The organism is Mycolicibacterium pallens, from assembly GCF_019456675.1.
GTDB lineage: Bacteria > Actinomycetota > Actinomycetes > Mycobacteriales > Mycobacteriaceae > Mycobacterium > Mycobacterium crocinum.
This window is the reverse complement of the sequence record NZ_CP080333.1, coordinates 2447554-2469431: the sequence shown is the minus strand read 5'-3', so window position 1 is coordinate 2469431 and position 21878 is coordinate 2447554. Positions and strand designations below refer to the sequence as shown.

At 63.6% G+C, this 21878-nt stretch carries 24 protein-coding genes and 1 pseudogene; 5 read left to right on the top strand and 20 right to left on the bottom strand.

What is annotated here, in order from left to right; all coding sequences use genetic code 11:
- Window positions 1-166 precede the first annotated feature (166 nt).
- The 15 genes from K0O64_RS12125 to K0O64_RS12055 all read right to left on the bottom strand — a co-directional run bounded on the left by K0O64_RS12125 (window position 167) and on the right by K0O64_RS12055 (window position 9749).
- Complete coding sequence (locus tag K0O64_RS12125; protein WP_125477430.1) at window positions 167-670, bottom strand: hypothetical protein; 504 nt, start codon at window positions 668-670, stop codon at window positions 167-169.
- A 118-nt stretch (window positions 671-788) separates the two neighbouring features.
- On the bottom strand, window positions 789-1076 hold the full coding sequence (locus tag K0O64_RS12120; protein ID WP_096311245.1) for a hypothetical protein: 288 nt from the start codon (window positions 1074-1076) through the stop codon (window positions 789-791).
- A 1117-nt stretch (window positions 1077-2193) separates the two neighbouring features.
- The gene (locus tag K0O64_RS12115) at window positions 2194-2415 is read right to left on the bottom strand and encodes a hypothetical protein (protein ID WP_096311244.1); all 222 of its coding nucleotides are present in this window, start codon (window positions 2413-2415) and stop codon (window positions 2194-2196) included.
- 345 nt (window positions 2416-2760) lie between these two features.
- On the bottom strand, window positions 2761-3183 hold the full coding sequence (locus K0O64_RS12110; RefSeq protein WP_230986019.1) for a hypothetical protein: 423 nt from the start codon (window positions 3181-3183) through the stop codon (window positions 2761-2763).
- A 66-nt stretch (window positions 3184-3249) separates the two neighbouring features.
- Window positions 3250-4131 carry a major capsid protein gene (locus tag K0O64_RS12105; RefSeq protein WP_096311242.1) on the bottom strand — a complete coding sequence of 294 codons (882 nt, stop codon included), beginning with the start codon at window positions 4129-4131 and terminating at the stop codon, window positions 3250-3252.
- 11 nt (window positions 4132-4142) lie between these two features.
- Complete coding sequence (locus K0O64_RS12100) at window positions 4143-4526, bottom strand: capsid cement protein (RefSeq protein ID WP_096311241.1); 384 nt, start codon at window positions 4524-4526, stop codon at window positions 4143-4145.
- A 1-nt stretch (window position 4527) separates the two neighbouring features.
- Window positions 4528-5121 (bottom strand): head maturation protease, ClpP-related, encoded by a 594-nt coding sequence (locus K0O64_RS12095; protein ID WP_096311240.1) that lies wholly within the window; start codon window positions 5119-5121, stop codon window positions 4528-4530.
- 2 nt (window positions 5122-5123) lie between these two features.
- The gene (locus K0O64_RS12090; RefSeq protein WP_096311239.1) at window positions 5124-5516 is read right to left on the bottom strand and encodes a helix-turn-helix domain-containing protein; all 393 of its coding nucleotides are present in this window, start codon (window positions 5514-5516) and stop codon (window positions 5124-5126) included.
- A complete protein-coding gene (locus K0O64_RS12085; RefSeq protein ID WP_096311238.1) occupies window positions 5513-5770 on the bottom strand; it encodes a hypothetical protein in 258 nt (85 codons plus the stop codon). The genes K0O64_RS12090 and K0O64_RS12085 overlap by 4 nt, the downstream gene beginning before the upstream one ends.
- Window positions 5760-5933, bottom strand: coding sequence for a hypothetical protein (locus K0O64_RS12080; RefSeq protein WP_164520061.1), 174 nt, complete (start codon window positions 5931-5933; stop codon window positions 5760-5762). Before K0O64_RS12080 ends, K0O64_RS12085 begins: the two co-directional genes overlap by 11 nt.
- 250 nt (window positions 5934-6183) lie before the next feature.
- The gene (locus tag K0O64_RS12075; protein ID WP_164520060.1) at window positions 6184-7122 is read right to left on the bottom strand and encodes an AAA family ATPase; all 939 of its coding nucleotides are present in this window, start codon (window positions 7120-7122) and stop codon (window positions 6184-6186) included.
- Window positions 7123-7231: 109 nt separating this feature from the next.
- Window positions 7232-7714: a hypothetical protein gene (locus K0O64_RS12070; RefSeq protein ID WP_096311236.1), complete on the bottom strand. Its 483-nt coding sequence runs from the start codon at window positions 7712-7714 to the stop codon at window positions 7232-7234.
- 136 nt (window positions 7715-7850) lie between these two features.
- Window positions 7851-8054 (bottom strand): excisionase family DNA-binding protein, encoded by a 204-nt coding sequence (locus K0O64_RS12065; RefSeq protein ID WP_096311235.1) that lies wholly within the window; start codon window positions 8052-8054, stop codon window positions 7851-7853.
- A 97-nt stretch (window positions 8055-8151) separates the two neighbouring features.
- Window positions 8152-8580 carry a hypothetical protein gene (locus K0O64_RS12060; RefSeq protein ID WP_220046397.1) on the bottom strand — a complete coding sequence of 143 codons (429 nt, stop codon included), beginning with the start codon at window positions 8578-8580 and terminating at the stop codon, window positions 8152-8154.
- Window positions 8581-8609: 29 nt separating this feature from the next.
- Window positions 8610-9749, bottom strand: coding sequence for a tyrosine-type recombinase/integrase (locus K0O64_RS12055; protein WP_225933697.1), 1140 nt, complete (start codon window positions 9747-9749; stop codon window positions 8610-8612).
- 739 nt (window positions 9750-10488) lie between these two features.
- On the opposite strand from K0O64_RS12055, the gene K0O64_RS12050 reads away from it, so the two are divergent.
- The gene (locus K0O64_RS12050; protein WP_096311233.1) at window positions 10489-13191 is read left to right on the top strand and encodes a cadherin-like domain-containing protein; all 2703 of its coding nucleotides are present in this window, start codon (window positions 10489-10491) and stop codon (window positions 13189-13191) included.
- 38 nt (window positions 13192-13229) lie between these two features.
- The gene (locus tag K0O64_RS12045; RefSeq protein ID WP_096311232.1) at window positions 13230-14855 is read left to right on the top strand and encodes a serine/threonine-protein kinase; all 1626 of its coding nucleotides are present in this window, start codon (window positions 13230-13232) and stop codon (window positions 14853-14855) included.
- A gap of 514 nt (window positions 14856-15369) precedes the next feature.
- Here K0O64_RS12045 and K0O64_RS12040 read toward each other — a convergent pair.
- Window positions 15370-15879: an Rv2253 family sensor-like surface protein gene (locus tag K0O64_RS12040; protein ID WP_220046396.1), complete on the bottom strand. Its 510-nt coding sequence runs from the start codon at window positions 15877-15879 to the stop codon at window positions 15370-15372.
- 84 nt (window positions 15880-15963) lie between these two features.
- Between K0O64_RS12040 and K0O64_RS12035 the strand changes: the two genes are divergently transcribed.
- Entirely contained in the window at window positions 15964-17142 is a 1179-nt protein-coding gene (locus K0O64_RS12035) for a cytochrome P450 (protein ID WP_096311230.1), read from the top strand.
- A 352-nt stretch (window positions 17143-17494) separates the two neighbouring features.
- Here the strand turns inward: K0O64_RS12035 and K0O64_RS12030 are convergent, their stop codons facing one another.
- From K0O64_RS12030 to K0O64_RS12020, 3 genes are read right to left on the bottom strand one after another with little or no spacing between them, the layout of a single operon-like run.
- Window positions 17495-17788: an EF-Tu/IF-2/RF-3 family GTPase gene (locus tag K0O64_RS12030; RefSeq protein WP_220046395.1), complete on the bottom strand. Its 294-nt coding sequence runs from the start codon at window positions 17786-17788 to the stop codon at window positions 17495-17497.
- 4 nt (window positions 17789-17792) lie between these two features.
- The gene (locus K0O64_RS12025) at window positions 17793-18293 is read right to left on the bottom strand and encodes a hypothetical protein (protein WP_220046394.1); all 501 of its coding nucleotides are present in this window, start codon (window positions 18291-18293) and stop codon (window positions 17793-17795) included.
- 2 nt (window positions 18294-18295) lie between these two features.
- The gene (locus K0O64_RS12020; RefSeq protein ID WP_220046393.1) at window positions 18296-20134 is read right to left on the bottom strand and encodes an AMP-dependent synthetase/ligase; all 1839 of its coding nucleotides are present in this window, start codon (window positions 20132-20134) and stop codon (window positions 18296-18298) included.
- A gap of 93 nt (window positions 20135-20227) precedes the next feature.
- Between K0O64_RS12020 and K0O64_RS12015 the strand changes: the two are divergent.
- Window positions 20228-20518: pseudogene (locus K0O64_RS12015) on the top strand (ornithine decarboxylase); the annotation flags it as partial.
- Window positions 20519-20591: 73 nt separating this feature from the next.
- Here the strand turns inward: K0O64_RS12015 and K0O64_RS12010 are convergent.
- Window positions 20592-21050: an SRPBCC family protein gene (locus K0O64_RS12010; RefSeq protein WP_071945583.1), complete on the bottom strand. Its 459-nt coding sequence runs from the start codon at window positions 21048-21050 to the stop codon at window positions 20592-20594.
- Between the two features lie 81 nt (window positions 21051-21131).
- Between K0O64_RS12010 and K0O64_RS12005 the strand changes: the two genes are divergently transcribed.
- Window positions 21132-21866, top strand: coding sequence for a Clp protease N-terminal domain-containing protein (locus K0O64_RS12005; protein WP_220046392.1), 735 nt, complete (start codon window positions 21132-21134; stop codon window positions 21864-21866).
- Window positions 21867-21878: the final 12 nt, after the last annotated feature.

Here is a 21878-nt window from a genome sequence, read left to right as displayed (position 1 = left end):
CAGCAATGCGCTGCATTGCCCGGTCGCCGACGGTTCGACCCCACCAGAAATATTGACGGGGAGGTGGGTAACGAGTCGCGACGAACGTCACGAGTCTTTTTTCCCGACCGAAACCCGACCGAAACTATTGCTCACCCCAACGGAATTCACTGCAAAACAACGGCTTTCACGCAATGCGATGTCCAAGCTCGACCGCCACTTGATCGGTGAGGGCTTCGCGCGCGATGCGTTCCGACCCTCGTAATCGCTCAAGCGTGCGCCTTGGACTCTCCTCCGAGTATCGCTCACGATCCGCCTCTTCCCACTGGATCTGCTGAACGGTCACAAGGACGTCTTGAACGACGTCCTGCCAGTCCTTCATGCGCACACGGACGTCACCAGACCCGAATGCGTTGACGAGCGCCTGCGTGTGCGCTTGCTCTGCCAGTGAAGGCAATTCAGCAGGGACTGGTCGTGGCGGGACAGTGTCCCACAGCGGATACACCATCCGTACCCACTGCCCGACCCGCTCGGCCATGTCCAGCATGCCTATGTAGGCGTTTTCAAGCCGCTCTTGTTCGCGGGCCTCTCTTGCGCTCGCTCTGGCGTCATCGCGGGCCTGCTTACCAGTCAGCCACGTGAAAAAAATGCCGGCCCCACCGATTGATATCGCTACTGTCGCTGTCGCCACAGGGGCGACCCACTCCCACGCCATGTGGCCGAGTCTCGCGCATGGTCGGCGCTCAGATCAGGGGTTTCGTCCCGACAGCATCGTGCGCGGAATATCCCCAGGCGTCGGAACTCAGCGACTAGCGCTGACAGGCCGTCGCGATTGCCTGAGCAAACTGGAATTCGGACAGCGGCGACGGCTTACCGCCGAGCTTTGTAACGAGGGCTTGTCTCTCTTGCGCGTGCCTGTGTACGACGGAGGCCGCGAACTCTCTGAAGGCTTCATCTTCCGCTGGCGTCCAGTCGTCGCGGTCTATGTAGCCGTCGAGCTCAGGGTGGAGGCGCAAGAACTGATCGTAAAGTTTGGCATTTTCGCGGCTTTGCGCAGCACGGAGCGCCACCATGCGGGGGTCTTGGTAGATACCCATGTGGTAGCCACCTCCCTTTCACAAGTAACGCACTCCATACCATTCTGCCCGACGCATCATGGTTCTGCCTAGATTGGGCGCGTCTGCGGTCGATAACCCCGCCAACCGCTGTGGAGACGGCAAGTCATCTATGTAGACGTGGAGCGAGTCGATGACGGCTCGGAGTAGTGCCTGGTCACTTGGCGTCGTGGCGGGATGTGACTCCATCCGCTCGGCGACTTTGCGGACATTTTCCAGCGATCTTTCCAGCTTCCAGGGGGTCGGATCCCAGTCATAGCCTGCTCTTGCCCAAACGTAGCCTCCGTCTTCGAGGGTGGCTTGCAGTTCAACCCTCGCAACACCGGACGCCCGATAGTAAGGCTCGATTTCCCGCCACAGACTCGTCGAGAAGCCCCGCCGACGTGCCCTCGGGTAAAGATAGAGCAGGTCATGGTTGGCGACGATTTCTGAGGTTTCTACGTCCCGGCTGAACCTGCGAATGAGCCCACCTACCGGCTCAGGTGGATCGCCCGCCTCTCCTGCTTGTGCGTCGTCGTAAACGCTGCCGTCCAGTCGGACTGTGCCAGTATGCTCACCAACGAGCTGCACTGAGAAGGGCTCGTACCGGCCTGATAGGTCCTGTGCCAACCTCTCAGCGGAGATATTTCCAACCCTGGCGCCAGCCTGCCAAGCGCTGATGACGATAGCTACTGATTCAGCGCACAGCGGTCTCGCCGCGCGGACGCTCCAGTGTTGTGCTCGGTAGGCGTCACAGTCATTTGTGTGCGGCTGATTTTCCGGCATGTCGGAAAAGATCTTCTCTTACTCCTGAGTCAGGCCGGGCACAAAACACGCGGAAACCACAGAGACCTCACGTTCAGAGGCCCTGTTTTTTGAGGAGCGTTCAGAGGCCCTGTTTTTTGAGGAGAAAGCCCAGTTGAGATCTTTCGCGGTGTGTACGGAGTCTGGGGATTCTGGACTGACAGCTGGAGGACTACAGAGTTAGCCATTCCTCAATGAACACGGTGAGCGCCAGCACCGCGAGATGGCGACCGGGGCGCCGGTGAGGCCCTGCACCGAATTCGAGGTGACCGCTTACCTGATTGACGCTCGCGGCCCGACGCATAACTCCACGCGTTTAGCCAGCCGGTATCAGGACGCCGGCCACGGTTGTCGCCGCGGTGGTATGCCAAACGAGGGTTGGAAACGGTGACTCCAGCCGCAGCGGATCGTCGACGAAATCTGCGATTCGGTGCGGGTCTGCGCACAGCTTGTCGACGAGTTCGGGGTTGTGATAGAGGTCACCGAACGCGGTCTGCAGAGCAGTCGAGAGGCCCTCGAATCCGCCGTTACGAGCCATTCGACCACCGAAATCACGTCGGCGTCGTCGAGGGTATCTGACAGCCCAGCCAGAAAGGGTGTGCGCCACTCGGCGACGGCGTCAGGCAGTTCGCGACCGTCCGCTTTGCCGGCCAGCGCCAGGATCGCCTGCTCCGCAAGCGTGTTCCCGATGTCGGTCAGCGTCCGGGTCGGTGAGCGCGCCCCTGTCCAGGGAAAGATTTTCGGCCTGGGTAAAAAAATCCTGAATCGCGGTCATTTGGCCGATGGGGTACCCACCCCGAACATTCTTTGGGGGGCCGGCCAGGCGCAGGCGAGACCGCCAATCAGGCTTTCCCTCCCCCGGCGGAATGCGCCGAGTGCCATATCACCACTGCCACTGGTCGGCCGGGATGTTGGGCGAGCCGTCCTCGTTGGAAACACTGTGGCCAATCTCGTTGAAGGGCACAGCCATCTCGTCGGGCAGGTTGTTCAGCACTTCGCCCATGCCGGGATCGGCGGTGAGCAGGTTGATCCAGTGATCCTTGCGGGCCGGGGTGATCTTGCCCTTCTGGACGGCGTTGGTGACCGTTTCCTCAATGCGCTGGCGCGCCACCGTAGCCTTGATCTGTCGGCCCTCCGCGGCCTCGGCACGGAGCGCCTCAGCGGTGGCGACATCCATCGCTTCGAGGCCGGCGGCCTTGGCTGCAGCCACGATGGCTGACGGTTGCAGGTCCGCGGGCCCGCCGTTGGCGACGGCGTCCTTAGCTGTCGCCAGAGCGACCGCGATGTCGGTGGTGTTGGTGGGCAAACCGAGGGTCTCGAGCAGTTCGGCTGCCTGCTAGTCGTCGAAGGTGAGCGCCATGATGGTTCCTCCTTATCCGGCGAGGCCGGTCAGTTTCTTTGCAGCAAAGGGGCGATCGACGCCCATAGCGGGCACGACGTAGGCCTGGACCCACCAGGAGCGGGTGGCCTTGTCCTCCCAGACATCGACCGTCAGGGGCGCCTCGAATCCGACGGTGCCGACTTGGCCCGACTCGATTGCCCAGCCGACGCCCGGCGTGATGCGCGGGTTGGAGAACAGGCCTACACCGGCGCTATCGAGCATGCTCTGGAGCTTGTCGCCGTACGCGACGCGCAGGCTGTGTGCTTCGTTCGGATGCACAACCAGCAGATCATGTTTCACGCCGAGCTCTTGCAGATCCGAGGCGAGCTGGGCAGCGGAGAGGTCCGCGGTGGGCAGCTCGCCGGAAGGGGTCAGCGTCGTCGGGTCACCGACGGTGACGAGATTCGACCAGTCATGCCCAGTGACGACGTTGGCGCCGCTGATCGCTGCCTCGACGGTGGCGATCGCCTTGACATCGAGCTTGCGGGCGATGGTGTTCGCGAGCTGGGTGCTCTGTTGCGTGAGGTAATTGACGTCGTTGCGTAGAAGCGTCTCCTGGCCGATCTGGAACTTGCCGCCCCAGTCTTCGACCTTGGCCAGCGTCGGGTCGGGGTCGACGCCTTCGACCACCTTGTACTCCGACAGGGCGTTGCGCTTCTCGACGTCGCTGGTGAAGAAATCCGACGCCTGGATGACGGTGTAAAGCATCCCGCCGCCCTGGATCGGCACGCCGAGGTGCCGGAAGAACTTGGGCAGGAGGATCTGCGAGTCTGCGAGTTGGGCGATTTTGGCCCGAATGATGGTCGGCTGCTTGAGCGCGATGTCGACGGTGAGCCGGCGCCCGTTCAGCTCGGGGATAAGTGCGTTGGTCATCTCGATTCCTCTCAGTACAAGCTGATCTCGGCGACGGCGCCGGATGATGCGCCAGTGATGGCATATCCGACAGCCACACCGCTGGACTTGGTGACGGCCTTCGCATTGGCGCCGACTTCGACTTCGGCGTTGGCCGCGATGCTTCCGCCGGCGGTGACCTTGACGACCCGGGAGTTGCCGCGGATCAGCGTCACGAGATCACCGGATGCTGCGTCATTGCCAGCGACGCCGCAGATTCGGCCGGCCGCGGTGGCCGGGGCTACGGCGATGTTGCCGCCGCTCGTACGGCTTCCGGAGATCGCGAGGAACGTCCGTGCGGTGACGGTGGCGGTGGCCTCGGCCGTGATGTTCGCGCCCGGGTCATAAACCGACGCGTTCGTGATGGTGGTGGACATTTCAGCCTTTCAGTTCGGCGGTGAGTCGGTGGTTTCGTGCACGCCTTGCCGCAGCGACCGCTACGGCGCGCGAGAGTTGCGTCGGAACCGCGTTGTTGTGCACCGTGGTTGCCGACTCGACGCGGTCGGCCAAGCCTGCGGTGACGGCCGCGTCTGCGCTGTACCAGGTTTCGGTGAGCATGGCCTGGCGCCAGTGGTCTGGCGTGCCGCCTGCGCGGTCGGCGTAGACCTGCGCGATGGTCTGGCTCAGCGTGTCAAGGACGTTCGCCATGGCGCCCATGTCGGAAGCGCGGCCTACGACGATGCCGCTGGCGTCGTGGATCATCATCTTGGCGTAGCGGTTGATCACGATCTCGTCGCCCGCCATCGCGATAAAGCTGGCCGCCGAGCCGGCCAGTCCGTCGATGTAGACGGTGGTGTTAGCCGGGTGGCGCTTGATGGCGTTGTGGATCGCGATGCCGTCGAAGACAGAGCCGCCCTCGCTGTTTATGCGGATGTCCAGTGTCGGGGCGGTCATTGCTTCGAGCTGATCTGCGAACCGAGCTGCGGTGATGCCACCAAGGCCGATGCTGTCGTAGATCCGCAGTTCAGCCACGCTCAACTCCGCAGCGCTGCCCGCTTCTCGGCAAGGGCGACAACGGAAGCCGCCGGATATACCCACCCCCGACCGGCACGGTGACGCGGTAGGCGCCCCCGGCGCGCAAGATCGCGGACATTCGACTGCGTGCATCCCAGGATGCTGGCCGCTTCTCGACTGCCGACGAGGTCATACTGGGCAATGTGGCTCGAATCCTGTTGCGCGTCAACTTTTCTTGCGCTAGGCGGAGTGTTTTCTTGCGATAGCGCAAGTTTCGCGACCCTCTGCAGCCGCGCGATGAAGTCGGCCAGTGGCGGGGTTGGGTGGCGATCCAGCAGGAGGACATCGAATGCATCGAGCAGGTATTGCGCCTCGGCCGGCCCCAGCAGCACGCCGCTGACTCGCTCGATCATGACCGGACCTGCATCTCGAGCCAGAGCCGATCGATCTCCCGACGCAGGGAGGTCAACGCCTGCCCAGTCGGATTGCGCCCGAACTCGCTGCGCAGCAGCTCGAGCTCCTCGACAAAGTCGCCGGGAGTGATCCCCTCGATACGCATCGCACCCCGCAAGCCGCGGGTCTGTCGACCATCACGCAGCGTGTGGGCCAGGTGGAACTGCGCTGCACGCCAACGCAAATGCAGCAGTTCGAGGACGTCACGAGGCATTGCGCACCTCCTCGGCGACACGCAGCAGCTCCTCTGCGAACTTGACTGCTTCGTCGGCGGTCGCGGTGTAGCGCTGCCACCCAATACGGAAGCGCACCCGCGGAGATCTCTCCTGCGACCACACTTCGGCGTCGATGTGGTTCTTGGCGGCGTCGATTCTCATCGGCCGCCCTCAATTCTCTCGGAGATGTCGGTCAGCACGCCTAAAAGCCGCAAAGCTTCTGGCGCGGTTAGATCGCCTGGATGGATGCGCTGCCAGTGACGAGCGATCTCGCCGAGCAGAGGGAGCATCAGGGGGTCGTATTCCGACTCCCGTCTCACCGTCTCAGTCTCACTCCCCGGTTCTATAGAACCGGGGGTGAGATGAGACAGACGGTCGGGTGAGACGAGACTGAGACGGCTTGAGACAGAGTTCATTTGACCGCTAACTTGTAGAAGGGGCGTTGATCTGTGCCGGTGTTGATGAGATCGCCTCGTTTTACGAGGTCATTCAGTGCTCGGTAGAACGTGGCGCGCTGCAGGTCGCTCGTATCCCGCAATGCCGTTGCCGTCGCACCTGTATCGGCGAAGTGAGACGCGAAGTGAGACAGCAGGGCGTCAGATCGGTGCTCGTGTCGCAGGGGGTGAGACGCGGCAACTGTGACGCTGCCGGTGCCGGGTATCGGATCGAGTTTCAGCGAGTGAATGTCCTGTTGAGGGCCATCTTTTCGCTTCTCCCGGCTGAGGATGATGGAGCCGTTCTCGGCGTCTCGCGACACTGAGTAGACCGTGTCAGCGCCGGCCTCGAATGCCGAAGATCCTCGGAAGGTCCGGCCATCCTTGCCGCTATGGTGCACCCCCAACACCACGCCGCGACCGCCGGGTGTCTGCTCGCGCAGCCGAGTGAGAGCATCGACGACAACCCCGCAATCCCTCGCTGAATTCTCGTCGGCGCCCACCATGCACCGCGCGAGCGTGTCGATGACGACGAGGCCATAGCCGTTCCATTCCACCAGCGCGGCTAGTCCGTTCATGTCGCCGTAGTGGGTGAGGTTGACTGGCCGAGGGAGCACATCGAAGGTGCCGTCGGGGATGGTCCTCTGCCAGCCCGACTCCCAGGCCTGTAGGCGCGCCTTGAGGCCAAACGCGCCCTCGGCCGCCACGTACAGAACCCGGCACGCCTCGGTCATCCGCGCTTGCCACGGTCGTGCTGTGGCCACGCTGGCGGCCCAGTCCAATGCAATGAAGCTCTTGCCGGTACCCCACATCCCGTACAGGAGTGCGACGGTTCCGCGATCGAGTACGTCGTCGATAAGGGGCTCGGGATCGGGCAGAGTGGTGAGTGCCGATCGAGAAAGCAAGAGTTCGGCCAATGCCGGCGGTCCGTGCTCCTCCGGCGGCGGCTGCGATGGTCCGGGATCGTCAGCGGGCCAATCGGGTTCGACCGCGGTGCCACGAAACACCGGGTCGCTGAATAGCTCGCTACCCATCTTTACCCCGCAGGGTGGCAAGACGGTCGGCGCAATCCCGCACAGAGGTGGCGGCCCGTTCGACCATCGGAGCAATATCCGCCTCAGCACCCTCGGCGATGGCAGACAGTGCCGCACCTGCCGCGGCAGTCCGACGTCGCAACGAGTCCGCCACCGAGGCGATCGCGTACTGGCGCACTGCAGCGGGGTCAGCACCGGACGTGGTTGCGGCCTTGAGCTGTTCGGCCACGGCTGGGGTCAACGATCCGGCTCGTTTCAGCTCGGCGAGCACCAGCTGCGGGCTGTGCGCTTGGTGCGCGTAGACCATCGAGCGCACCGTCGCGAGAATCTGTGCAAGCGCAGGGTTCTCAATGTCGTCATCCCGAACGAACGCCAGCGACACCAGCGCCAGATGATCGGACTCCCACAGCGCCGCACCGACCAGCAGCACGTCCACGCTGGGATGCGGGCCTATGGGCGGGATCTGAGCACTCATCGGTCACCACCGGCCGGATCTTCGTCGACGAGTCCGAGGTCGGCGTGCGCCTCCTGCGGCCGGCTGGCGCTAGACTTGGCGGTATCGGTGATGTTGTCTGAGGGCCGGTCCTGTGGCGGGGCCGGCCTTCTGCCGTTCAAGCGGCACCGCCGAACGGCTTCATTGCGCCGTCAATCTCGTTTAGGTCGAGGCGGACCAGACGGCCGCCGCTACGGTATCCGGTCAGTCGCCCGTCCGCGATCATCTGACGGATCGTGCGATCGGTGACTTGGAGGTATTCGGCCGCCTCAGCGATCTTGACGTAGCGACGACGAGCCGATGGTGTGGATTGAGGCACCACGGAACCAGCCTTTCTGGGCTGATTCGGTTGCCTACACCGCGCCCGACTGGAACCGGGCTTTCGCGCACCGCGAGGTCTCTGCCGTGAAGTGTACGAGCTATCCGCGGAACATGAAGTATTTCCGCCTGCTGCCGATCTGCGTGTTGGCAACGAATGACCGCAGGCGCTCTACTACCGCGTCTGGGTCTGGCAGCTCGACGACTCCGTGCTCGGGACAAACGAAGTGGCCGACTAGGTCGATTGAGATCTCTTGCGAGCCCGCGTCGTAACGCCGGGCGACCCGGCGGTCATCCTCGACATACCGAAGTGTCTCGCGGTCGAGGTCGTCGAACTTCCGATCCTGTTGTTGCTCCAGGGTCTCGCCGGTGCGGGCGTCGCGCAGAACCGTTCCGGGCGGGAAGCCGAGGCTCTCCTCTGTGTGCCGAGGCGTGTAAGGGACGGTGCGGTCACCGAACTTATTGTGCATCAACGCCTTATCGCCGCGAATCTCTCCAACGACCTTGTGACAGTTGTCGATGCCGCACACCAGTAGCACCGTCGCCGCATCCGGCCGCATCAAGCTCCCCCGTTCTCTGCAATCTTCGACAGCAGCGCGGCAATCTGCCGGTCTCGACCTTGCGCCGCGTGCTGATACCGCATCGCAGCTTGGGGCGTCGAGTGACCTAGTCGCGCCATCAACTCCGCGAGACTGGCCCCGGTCGCGGCGGCCAAGACGGCGCCGGAGTGCCGCAGATCGTGCCAGCGGAGGTCGCCGCGGCCAGCCGTGTCCCGCGCTCTATACCAATGTCGATATAGCGTCGACGGCTGCAGGTGGCCACCAGTCTCGTTCGCGAAGATTAGCGAGTCACGCTTGCGACCAACGAATTTCGACAGGTGTGACTCAATCTGCGGGATGATGTGCGGCGGTATGGCGACGTCGCGCACTCCCGCGTCTGATTTCGGCGTGGTGATGTCGAATGTGCCACCGTTGGTTCGCACCGCTGCGCGTCGGATGCGGATTACTTCATCGGATAGGTCGACGTCCCCCCGCCGCAGTTCGACCGTCTCGCCGAAGCGAAGAGCGCACCAGGACGCCAGGGTCACCATGAGCTGTAATCGCTCGGGCATCGCCGCTGTGACTGTGGCCAGCTCGTCAACGGAGGCGGGTCGAATCTTATGCACTCGCTTGGCCCGGCCCGCGCCGGTGATCCTGCATGGATTTGCGTCGATCAGCTCGTCGGCGACAGCGCTACCCATGATGGTGCGCAACAGGCTGTAGGCGTGGCTACGCATAGTTGGCCGATCCGCAAGCGTCGCGGCGTACCACTCGCGAACATCTTTCGGCGTGATCGAGGCAAGCTGTCGATTCCTGAAGGTTTCGAGTAGGTGGTCGTCGAGGATGGCCTGGTAGTGCTCCCGAGTACGCGCCTTGATCGGACGGCCAGCGACCTGACGACCGGCGAGCCACGTGGCAGCGTAGGCGCCGAAGGTGACCTTTTCGGGTTGGGCCACAGATGCCGGGTTCCACAGCTTGGCGTCGATCTCGCGTCGGCGGTCAGTCAGCCATGCCTCGGCATCGACCTTGGCGGCGAAAGTCTTCGGAGCCTTGATGTAATTGCCGTCGGGATCGGTGAACCTGACCTGATACCGACCGGACGGCAACTTGCGAATGTTGCCGAAGCCGCGCTTCTCCCGCTTGTCGGTGTCCCGCGCCAAACTGCGTGCCAAATCCGCCGCCTCACCGGAGCAACAATGGGACGAACCCAGTACCCGTTTCGTGCCAAATACGTGCCACATGAGCATACGGCATGTTCCGGTTGACTCCGCTTGGCTCACGCGATACTGTCCAGCGTGTCAGCAGTTCAGAGGCCATCTGCGCTGATCAGACAATTAATCCAGGAACACCGAGACCGCCTACTTCAATCCCAGTATCGCGCACCACGTGTATTCGCAGCTCAAATGCTATATCTGACACCCGCTTTCGCACCTTGTGAGCTATGAATGGGCAAATACTCCGCCGTGAGCATCTGATGCCGCAGTTGCGAGGGTCTGAGGACGGGCCGCGTTCACAGCGGTGAAGTAGGGGCCAGGAACGCCTGTCAATCGGCGAGAGGACTATGAGCTGAGCACGCGCCAGGCCGAACCCGGCTTGTCGCGACGCGATAATGCCCGTTTGTTATGTAAACGAGTTAGCTAGCTGGTACTAATTGTCCCAGTCGCTGATTACCGGGGGGATCTTGTGGCATTGAATCATGGCAAGCGTGGGGCCGGTCGGCATCGGGCTCGGGTACACCGTCAGCCGTACGGGTGGCTGGGTATCGGAGCACTGAGCCTCGGGGTCGGTGCGGCGTTGGCGACCGGAACCGGAATTGCACATGCTGAGGGCCCCGGATCGTCGGATGGCTCACCGTCGGCCACAGCGAGCCCGGCCAGTAAGCACAGCTCCCCGAAAACCATGGTGGGAGGTCACCAGCGCAGGACGTCCACAAGCACGGCGCAATCGTCATCGCAACCAGTGGTGCCCAGAACGACGACGAGTGGGTCCGGCTCTGCTGCCGCTGCAGTCGCAGCTGTGTCATCGACCGAGCAACCGGTGGCTGCTTCCGCACTACGGAGACGATCTACCCTGCGGCCTGCCAGCCCTAGCGGGACGTTCTCCGGTCCACCCATCCAGGCGCAAGCTTTGGTCACAGCCTCTGCAGCCTCGGTAGCCAGTGACCAACGACCCATCATCCACGCGCAGGCAAGTGTTGATCCAGTCACCGGCTTCTTCCAATCCCTAAATGCGTTTTTCAACAACCAAACTCCGACACTCAACCCTCACCAGACCGGTCAGAAGAGTTCGGGTGTGATAACTGGAGAGCTGGGAGCCGTTGACCCCGATAGCCCGACGTTGACCTACTCGATCATCAAGGAGCCGGTTCACGGCACGGTTCACATTGATCAGGCCAGCGGCATTTATACCTACACGCCTGATGCCACTTGGGCGCACCTGACCGGCGGTCCAGATACGTTCACGGTGTCGGTCAGCGATGCCGCGAGCGGCTTCGCTATCCACGGGCTGCCCGGGCTACTGCACTTGTTGACCTTTGGACTGATCGGCACTTCCGGTACGACCAGTAATCGCACCCTCAACGTCACGGTAACGCCAGTCAACCACGCGCCCACCCTGACGGTGACCACGACTCCGAACGTCGATGGCACCACGACGATCTCAGTCGTCAAGAGCGATCTTGACGGCGATAGTGTGTCCACCACCGCGACGGTCGCCAACGGCCATGGCACCCTCACCGCCACCCCAGGTGGATACACCTTCACCCCGGATGCCGCCTATGCGCACAGTCTCATTACCGGAGGATCGACGGCACCCGGCTCAGACACAGTCACGATCACTGGCACCGACGGCCACGGCGGGACAACCAGTTCCTCGACTGCCGTTACGATCACCCCGACAAACGCCAATCCCACTCTGACCGTGACTGCCACCCCCAACGCCGATGGCACTACGACGATTTCGGTCGTTAAGGGAGATGTCGATGGCGACACCGTGGCCACCACCACCAGCCTGGCAGCCGGTCACGGCACCGTGACCACCGCACCAGGCGGCTACCTGTTCACTCCTGACCCCACCTACGCCCACAGTCTCAGCAGCGGTGGATCCACAACCCCGGGATCCGACACCTTTACCGTCAGCGCCACCGACGGCTACGGCGGCAGCGGTAGCACAACCATCGTCGTTTCGATAACGCCCTCCAACAGCAACCCCACTGGGGGTGGCGTTACCGATCGCTCGACTAATAGCGTCAGCGGACAGGTATCAGGGACGATCATTGATGTAAGCGACCTCGACGGCGATACGTTGAGCTACAGCGTTTCCAGCGCCGGTAACGGCAGCGTCACCGTGACGGCAAACGGAGAGTTTACCTACACCCCAACTGCCAACGCTCGACGAGACGCATACCTATCCGAAGCAACTAGCACCGATCTGTTCGACCAGTTCTCCGTAACGGTTACTGACGGCCATGGTGGTGCCGTTGTCGTGCCGGTGACTGTGGCAGTGAGCCCAGCCCTGGCCACCTACGTGCAAGGCGACATTTTGCGCGATCCCTCGACGGGGTATGTCGCCATCCGTACATCCTTCGATGAGAGCACCTACCCCAACATGGCGTGGCTCGTAGCCAGCTCCTCGATCGGGGCAACACTTGCCTCGACGTCACAGGTGCAAGGCTGGGACCCACTCTTTCTCGTCGGAGCTGTTCCGGTCACCGTTCCCATTAGCCCGTCCGTGAGCTATCCCACCAACTCAGTCAAGTGGGATCCTCAAACCGGTGACGTGGCCATCCGGACCATCTTCGACGAATCCGATGCCCTGTTCGCCCCCAAGGCATGGCTAGTCGCCACGCCAACCACGGGAGCATTCTTCGCCCAGAGTTCACAAGTGGCGGGCTGGGACGACCTTCTCGTTCCCAACAGTTCGCCGAGCATCCTGAACTACACCACGGATGCTCCTGCCGCCAACGGAGCTGTCACGGGCCAGATCACCGCCAGCGATGCCGATGGAGACGTGCTGGCCTACAGTGCGCCCACTTCGACGGCCCACGGCTACATCGTGGTCACGCCGGGATCCGGAGCGTTCACTTACTACCCCACCGCAGGCGCACGCGAAAATGCCGCCCAGGTTGGGGCCGACCAAACTGACACGTTCACCGCAACAGTTACCGACGGTTTCTTTACATCGAATTCGCCCGTGACTGTCGCGATCGACCCAGCATCTGCTCCGGTTGCCGGCGATATTCGAGCGGAGTTTGACGGGACACGGCGCGCCATCTACGCGCCGAACGTCACCGCGTTCGGCGACTGGCTAGGTTTCGACCCTGCAATTGGCGGCATGTGGCTCACAGCCGACCAAGTCGACAACTGGGTTGATGTAGCCCTGCCGACCACTGCCGAGACACCCGGGACGGGTCCGTACTCGCCAGGAGACATCAAAATCCCCCCGAACTCAACCGCTGGCGCCCTCACCGAGTACGCAATCAAGACGGGGCCAACGATAAATAGCACCGCCAACTGGTTCGTATGCAGCACTCAGAACGCGTGTGGCAGCGTGCCAGACAGCTATGTTGCTGGGTGGGTCGACGTGAAATTGCCTACCGCATAATCCATTTCGAACTAGGTCTGAACCGCTAACATTCGCCCATGCCGCTGCGGATCGGTGAGACCTTCGCCGGATACCGAGTGCTGCGGCTGCTGGGTTCCGGGGGCATGGGTGAGGTCTATTTGGTCCAGCACCCCCGCCTGCCACGCCAAGACGCCCTGAAGGTGTTGCGAGCCGACATCTCCAGTGATCCCTCGTTCCGAGAGCGGTTCATCCGCGAAGCTGACCTAGCGGCTGGATTGCGACACCCGCACATCGTTGGCATCCATGATCGCGGCGAGCACGACGGCCAGCTGTGGATCGCAATGGACCACATCGACGGCACGGATACCGCCCAACTCATCGAGCAGCGCTATCCCGCAGGGATGCCAGTTGATCTCGTCTTGCGAATAGTGACCGCCGTGGCCAGCGCCTTAGACTATGCCCACCGGAAGGGCCTACTGCACCGCGACGTCAAACCGGCCAACATCGTGGTCGCCGACCTTGAAACCGACGACCCGAGCATCTTCCTCACCGACTTCGGCATCGCCCGCCCACTCGAAGACACCAACGGCCTGACCACAACCAACATGACGGTGGGGACTGTCGCGTACGCAGCGCCAGAACAACTGATGGGCGAGCCGATGGACGGGCGAGCTGACGAATACGCCCTGGCCGCAACGACGTACAACCTGCTGACGGGCGCACAACTGTTTCCGCACTCCAACCCCGCCGTCGTGATCAGCAGACACCTCAACACGACACCGCCCAGTCTGGCTGACTTTCACCCGGACTGCGCACGCCTTGACGACGCACTCCACAAAGGACTGGCCAAAAACCCGGCTCACCGTTTCGCAAGCTGTTCGGCGTTTACGCAGGCCTTGACCGCTGCTTTGCCTGGACAGGCAGGTGCGTCTGCCAACGCAACGACCCAAGCCGCAGTCCAATTCCGAACAGCCGCCCCCACCAGCGGTGGAACGCTAATTAAACCATCCGCCACTCGATCTCGGCTTGTCCTGGGCGGAGTCGCTGTAACCGTCGTGTTGATCGGCGTTGTCGGGATGCTGTGGCGGCCATGGCAGCACCCGCAAGCGACCACCGCCGTAATTGCGTCGCGCACTGACTCGACGACGACCACGGGCACGACCACACCGCCACCGTCTGTGGCAACCACAACGCCAAGGGCTCCAACGGTCACAGAAGCGGTGCTTCCGGTGCACCCGCCAGCGAATTCCGGATGCACCGGCTCCGTAACGGCGCACTACGATTTCCAGCACCCGCAACTTGGTCCGATGCGGATCTTCCTGCTCCTGGGGGAGAACAGAGTCAGGATGGACTCGGGGTGCGTTTCAGTTGTCTTGCCGTCGGGGGACGCGCTCTCTCCGATCTCACTCGATGCTGGTCTTGGGCTGGGATTCGCTGACCCACCTACGGATGCCACGGGCAATGTATTCATTGAGTTTCGCTCGATGTCAGCCCACGCGCCACCACAAGTGTTGGTGCTTGTTCCCACTACTTCCGGATTCGACCAATTGGGTCGAGATTTGATCGACGTCGAACTCGTGGGTCCCGGAGCGGACGGCAAGTACCAGCTTCGGCACTCCATGAACGACTGCACACCCTCATGTGCCGAAGGAACGTGGACCCACGAGACCCTGCGGTGGGACGGGAGCGATTACGTCGCTTGAGATCTACCCAACCCTGTTTCGTCGAATGTACGGCCTCGACTGAGAGTTGCTCGACGGTGCCGAAGGCGCCTGAGGTGCGCGCCATTGCCTTGGGCCTTTCCGCGATAAAGAGGTGGGTGGAACGTGGGCTGAGGAGTGCCCACGGGCTAACGGTGGGCTAATTACAGCACACTCTTTTCCGCACGCTTCCACAGGCTTCCACACACTAAATGCCCTACTATTAGCTGACTTTTGCGATATGCACTGATCACAGCTTCAATGCTAGCAAACTTAAAATGAGATTCAATCCCAGTATCGCGCACCACGCTTTACGCAAGCTGAGGCCATTTCCCGCCCGATCAAGTTCGCACCGCCTGAAAGACCGTTGAGGTTTCGTTGGCCGCCCCTCGTCGGGCCGATCATCTTCGACAACCGTGCCGCACTCAGACCCACCAGTTCGAGCACGGTGACGTCAGCGGGCCGAATGTCCTTGTCTGCAAAGGACGTAGCTTCGGCGCGTGCAAGCCTGGCGCAGCTACACCCGCTCTGCGGTCATGTTCATATCGACCGTCCCCTGGCAGGCACCGCTAAAGATCTCGGTGTGCATCGTGCCGGCGAGGGACCCGTCGGCCTGAGGGGTATAGCGCACCTCGGCATGGGCTGGATTCCACTGGATCGACCCGTCGGGCATCATGCATTGCCATTGGAAGTCGCTGGCTTGCGTCCAGGCCGACCCGTCCCAGGTGAACTGAACTGGCTGCGGAACCGTCGGGTTGCTCGGCGGAGGACCGCTCGTGATCGTGGCGGTGCACTTTCCGACCGCACAGGTCGATTGCAGCCCATAGGTTTCGGTGTGCTGCTGCTCGGGCTGACCGGCCGCCACGCTCGTGCCGCCCTTGGGGCCGACGATGAACGTGATGGCGTAGTCGCCGTTCCAGGACGCGGCGTCGGCGAAGGCGACGGGAGGAAGCCACAGGGCAGTCGCCACCGACGCAGCGCATAATCCGGCGAGGGCAATCACGCTGCGACGATCGATGCGAGCCACGGCTCGATAGTAAGGTGCAAGCAAACAAGACCAATAGTCTTAAAAATGTTCCCCTGGCACCGCCGACGGTCGTACGCTCCAACCATGACCGCTCCCGCGCAGCTGCCGTTCCGTCAGAGTCATCCACTGCGCTCACCCGACGACCTCGTCGCGCTGCAGGGCCTCGGTCCGATCCACAAAGTCCTCACCTCCGTCGGCGACGAGGCCTGGCTGGTAACTGGCTACTCGCTCGTGCGCCGGCTGATGGACAACGAACTCCTCGGCCGCACCCACCGCGACCCCGCCAACGCCCCGCGTAGCCGAACCTCGGCGTTGTTCGGCGGCCCCATCGGAGATTTCGACTCCGAGCCCACCGACCACGCCAGGATGCGCCAACTGCTGCAGCCGCACTTCGGCCCCCGGCACATGCGCACTCTGCAACCGAAGGTCGAGGGACTGTGCGCCGACCTGCTCGACGATATGGAACGCCAAGGCCCGCCCGCCGACCTGTTGACCGACCTGGCGCTGCCCCTGCCCATCCTGGTGATCTGCGACCTGCTCGGCGTCCCCTACGCCGACCGGGACCGCTTCCGGCTCTGGGTCGACGACGCCGCCTTCTCACCCGACGACGACGTCTCCCTCAAAGGCCTCGAATCCCTGATCGGTTATGGCATGGAGTTGGTGAGCGCCAAGCGCGCCCACCCGGACGATGACGTCATCTCCCGCCTGTGCGACGAGCCGGATCTCGCCGACTTCGAGATCGCCACCCTGGCGATGCAGCTGCTGTTCGCCGGACACGAGACGACGGTGACCCAGATCTGGGTCGGTTCGTTGGTGTTGTTGAGCAATCCCGACCAATGGCAAGCGCTGCTGCACAACCCCGACCTCGTCCCCAAGGCCGTCGAAGAGATTCTGCGCGCCGGCATGACCGGCGGAGTCGGCGTACCGCGCTACGCCCGAGGCGACATCGACGCCGACGGCGTGACGATCCGCGAAGGCGACCTGGTGCTGCTGGACCCGGGAGCGGCCAACCATGACCCGGACGTCTTCACCGACCCTGATCGCGTCGACCTCGCCCGCACCGGCGCCGCACACGTCGGCTTTGGATACGGCCTGCACTACTGCCTCGGCGCGGCGCTGGCACGCCTGGAGCTCAAGACCGTCTACTCCCAGCTCATCCCCCGGTTCCCGACACTGCAACTGTGCACCGATCCCGCCACCCTGAACGCGGGCTTCCATTCGTTGTCGCACGGCCTGGTCGCACTGCCCGTGACGTGGAGCTAAGAACCACGACGCGTTCCTGCGAGAACACTTCCGCCTGCCTGTGACCCTGCTGGCCAGACCTGTCAATCCGTCGCCGGTCAACTACGGTCCTGCGCTATGGCGGGGGTCAGAAGAACACTGATGCCCCACCAAGCACAACCTTACCTCATCGTCAATTTTTCTGGTGAAAACGGCCGCTGACCGCCACCTTTGCCGTAGATTTTTGACGACGCTGAGAACACAGCCGACCGGTCGGGGCCCGGTAGCGCAATCACACCGAAGTCCGACCGTCACAAGCGGGTCCCCAGGGATGGGCTACGCGAAGTGGCCACCCCCTTGGGCCACCGGCCCCCGCCCCTGGGGACCACTTGGTCTACAGACTCACGTCCACGCCGCCCGAGGTTGGCTCCACCGCGCCCGCGGTGAGCACGTCGCCCGGCGACAGGTCGCTGCGGCCGAGGCCCGAAAACAGCAGCCCGACGTTCGCCCCTTCCGCCGCCTCGTCCATCTTCTTGCGGAAGCTCTCGATCGCGTCGACGTGAACCGCCCGGTTCCCGTTGATCCGCACCTCGTCGCCGACCGCGATCTGACCGAGCTCGACGCGGCCGGTGGCGACGAGGCCGCGATTCTTGATGACGAACACGTCCTGCACCGTCAGACGGAACACGCGACTACCACATCCCCGGTGGGTGGTCCTCCGACCACAGACAGTCACCGTTCATCGTGATCGTGAACAGCTTCGGCAACACGGTCAGCTGCAGCGGCTGGCCGGCCTCCCCGAGCGAATGCACAACGGGCGCAAGCTCTCCCGGACCGATCACGGTCACCTGATCGGCGCCGCACACCGCGGCCGGGTTCAGCGGGGTGGCGGTCCACGACCCCGAGCGCAGGTTCGGGTTGCGGAAACCCTGACCGTGCAACGTTATTCCGGAGCCATAGCTCAGCCATCGGCTGACGGGATCGAACGGGTCGAGCACCGGCGCCCAACTGCCCGACGCCTGGCACACCAGGAAGTCACCGACGTTGGGCAAGCGGGTCATCACGTCCGCGAGATCCGCCGGGCAGGGCGCGCCGGCCTGCGGCGCCGCGACATCGGCGTGTGCGGGCGCCGTCGCGAACGCCAGCGCGGCGGTCGTCGCCGTCGCGGCCAGCAGTGCACCGCAACGCCACATGGTCAGCCGTACAGCTCGTCGATGTTGTCGTGGAAGTTCTCCACGACCGCTTTGCGCTTGAGCTTTAGGCTCGGCGTCAAATCGCCTGCCTCGACCGTCAACTCGCGATCGATGACCGCGAACCGCTTGACCTGCTCCCACCGGTTGAGATGCTTGTTGAGGGTTTCCACGTACCCTTCGACCATCGCCCTGGTCTTCTCGTCGCGGGCGACCTCTTCGAAGGGCTTGCCTTCCATGCCATTGCGGTCGGCCCATTCACGGATGGCCTCAGCGTCGAGGCTCACCAGCGCGACGCAGTACGGCTTGCCCTCGCCGTAGATGATGATCTCGCTGGCGAACGGGCAGATGCCTTTGAATGCCGCCGAAATCGCCGAGGGCGCAACATATTTGCCCTGCGAGGTCTTGAACATGTCCTTCTTGCGGTCGGTGATCCGCAGGAAGCCCTCGGCGTCGAGCTCACCGATATCGCCGGTGTGGAACCAGCCGTCGGAGTCGATGGCCTCGGCGGTCGCCTCAGGCAGGTCGTGGTATCCGCTCATCACGCCCGGTCCCTTGAGCAGCACCTCGCCATCGCCGGCGATCTTGACGTCCGTGTACGGCAACGTCCACCCGACCGTGCCGAACCGATACGCGTGCAGGCGATTCAGCGACGACGCGGCCGACGTTTCGGTCAGCCCATAGCCTTCCAGGACGATGGCACCGACCGCGTCGAACCACTGCGCGATGTCGCGATCCAGAGCCGCCGACCCGGAGATAAAGAACCGCAGCCTGCCGCCGAAGCGCTGCCGGATGGTGTTGAACACCAACCTGTCGGCGAGCTTGTGCTGCAACGCCAGCAGTGGTCCGACCCGGTGGCCGGCCTGCCGGGCACGCGAGACCTGCAGGCCCACATCGCTGGCCCAGTCGAAGAGCCGCTTCTTCGCCCCGCCCTCTTCGGCCATGGTCTCGGTGATGCGGCCGTGCACCTTCTCGAAGATGCGCGGCACAGCCCCCATGAACGTCGGCTTGATGACCGCCAGATTCTCGACGATCTTGTCCACCCGGCCGTCGATGACCGTCGGGAAACCCATCAGCAGCGGCATGGCCAGCATCACCTTGCCGAACGAGTGTGCCAGCGGCAGCCACAGATAGTTGAGGTCCTGATCGGACAACACATTCAGCGAATCCAGTGCCGCCGCAGTGTAGGTCCACGCCTCGTGGTGCAACCGCACACCCTTCGGCTTGCCGGTGGTGCCGGAGGTGTAGATCAGAGTGGCCAACTGCTCGGGCGGGATCGCGTCGATCCGGTCGGTGACCGCGGTGGGCTGGTCAGCCAACAGCTGCTTGCCCAATTGCTCGAGATTGTCGAGCGTGATCACCCAGTCGTCCTCGCTGGTGCCGTCGATGATCACCACTTTCTCGACGGCGGGCAGATCGGCACGGTTGGCGGTCAGCTTGTCGACCTGAGACTGGTTCTCCGCCACCACAACGCGGCTGCCCGAGTTCGCGACGATGAACGCGGTGTCCTCGGCGTTGGTGCTCGGGTAGACCGTGGTCGTGGCCGCGCCCGCGGCCAGGATGCCGAAGTCGACGATGACCCACTCGTAGCGAGTCCCCGACGCCAGCGCGACTCGATCCTCGGGGTTGATCCCCAAAGCGATGAGGCCCGCGGCGATCAGTTCGACACGTTCGCCAACCTGCGCCCAGGTGACACTGGTCCACCCGTCGTTCTCGGGATAGCGGAACGCTTCAGCGTTGGGGGTAGCCGCGACGCGATTCAGGAACATCCGCGGCACCGACGGCGCCCGGTTGTCGATCTTGCTCACGTCGGGCCGCTCTTCGGATTTACGCGGGCCTGCCATGGCGCGAGTTTATGTCGCGCCGCGCCGCCCGTGGGGGAATCGGGAAGCCCGAGCAAAGCGATTCACCGTCCGATCCGTGGGTACGCGGCGCCCATGGACCAAGCGCAGGCACCGCTGCTGGAGGCGATCGAGGACTACCGCAGGAACGACCGTTACGGCTTCACCCCACCCGGACACCGTCAAGGACGCGCAATCGATCCCCAGGTTCGGGAGGTGCTCGGCCTGCAGCCCTTCGCCGACGACCTGCTGGCTTTCAACGGCCTCGACGACCGGCTGTCGCGCGACCAGTATCTGCTGCACGCCGAACAACTGATGGCCGAGGCCGTCGGCGCCGAGGACGCATTCTTCTCGACGTGCGGCAGTTCGCTGTCGGTGAAAGCGGCGGCAAGGCCGCGGGCATGGCGATCCCGGACGCGACCGACCCGTCGCTGGACTGCTTCCGGGTCAGCGACGCGGGCTAGGCCTGTTCGATTTCGGCCGGCTCACGGTCCGCGGCGAGGTTGGCCAGCCGCCAGGTCGTTTCCCGGTTGCGCGGCCAGAAGCCGGCGAGCTGGATTCGGTCGGGCACGAACTTCATCGGCCCCTCGACCGCGACCTCGATCATCTCCACGCGGCAGCCGCCCTCGATATCGCTCAGCCGCAGCGTGATTCGTGCAGCGCCGACCGGACCCAGCTTCGCGAGCAGCACCAGTTCTTCCTGCGGTGTGCAGCTGAGCACCACGGTCTCGTCATTGATCACGGCCGGCCACACCCCGATCGAGTGCAGAATGCGGGTGCCCGGCGCCGGCCAGTCGGCGTCGACTGCACGCATGCGGCTATTGCCCACCACCCATTGCGAGTAGGTCCACCCGTCGGCCAGCACTTCCCAGACCCGTTCCCGTGGCGCGTCGATGTCACGCGTAACGCTCGTTGGCATGGTGCGCGAGTACCCGCTCCGCAGGAAAACATTCGTCAACCCGTGGTTGACGAATGCGCATCGTCAACTTACGGTTGACGCATGGAAGACAGCGCACGCATCGCCTACCCCGTCCGCCTCGACGACCTCATCGATGCCATCAAACGTGTGCACACCGACGCCCTCGACCAACTCGCCGACGCTGTCCTGGCCGCTGAGGCCCTCGGCGACATCGCCGACCATCTGATCGGCCATTTCGTCGACCAGGCCCGCCGATCGGGTGCCTCCTGGACCGACATCGGCAAGAGCATGGGCGTGACCAAACAGGCCGCCCAGAAACGCTTCGTGCCGAAGATGACGAATCTGGACGCCAACGATCTCGACCCGGAACAAGGCTTCGCCCGGTTCACGCCGCGGGCCCGCGCGGCCGTCGTCGCCGCCCAGAACGCCGCACACAAGGCGGGCAACACCGAGATCACCGCCGACCACCTGCTGCTGGGTCTGCTCACCGATCCGGCCGCGCTGGCCACTGCCCTTCTCCGTGCCCAGCAGATCACCGCCGACGCCGTGCGTGCCGCCATCACGTTGCCGCCGCGGGCTGCCGAGCTGCCGGCCCTTATTCCGTTTGATGCGGGCGCCCGCAAGGCATTGGAGCTGACCTTTCGCGAAGCCCTTCGGCTGGGCCACAACTACATCGGCACCGAGCACATGCTGCTGGCCTTGATGGAGGCCGAGGACGACGACGGCCCCCTGCACCGGCTGGGTTTCGACAAGGCCCGCGCCGGCGCCGATATCGCGGAGATGCTCACCGCGATCACCGCGGCCAAGGAGTCTTGAGCTCGGTCCCGT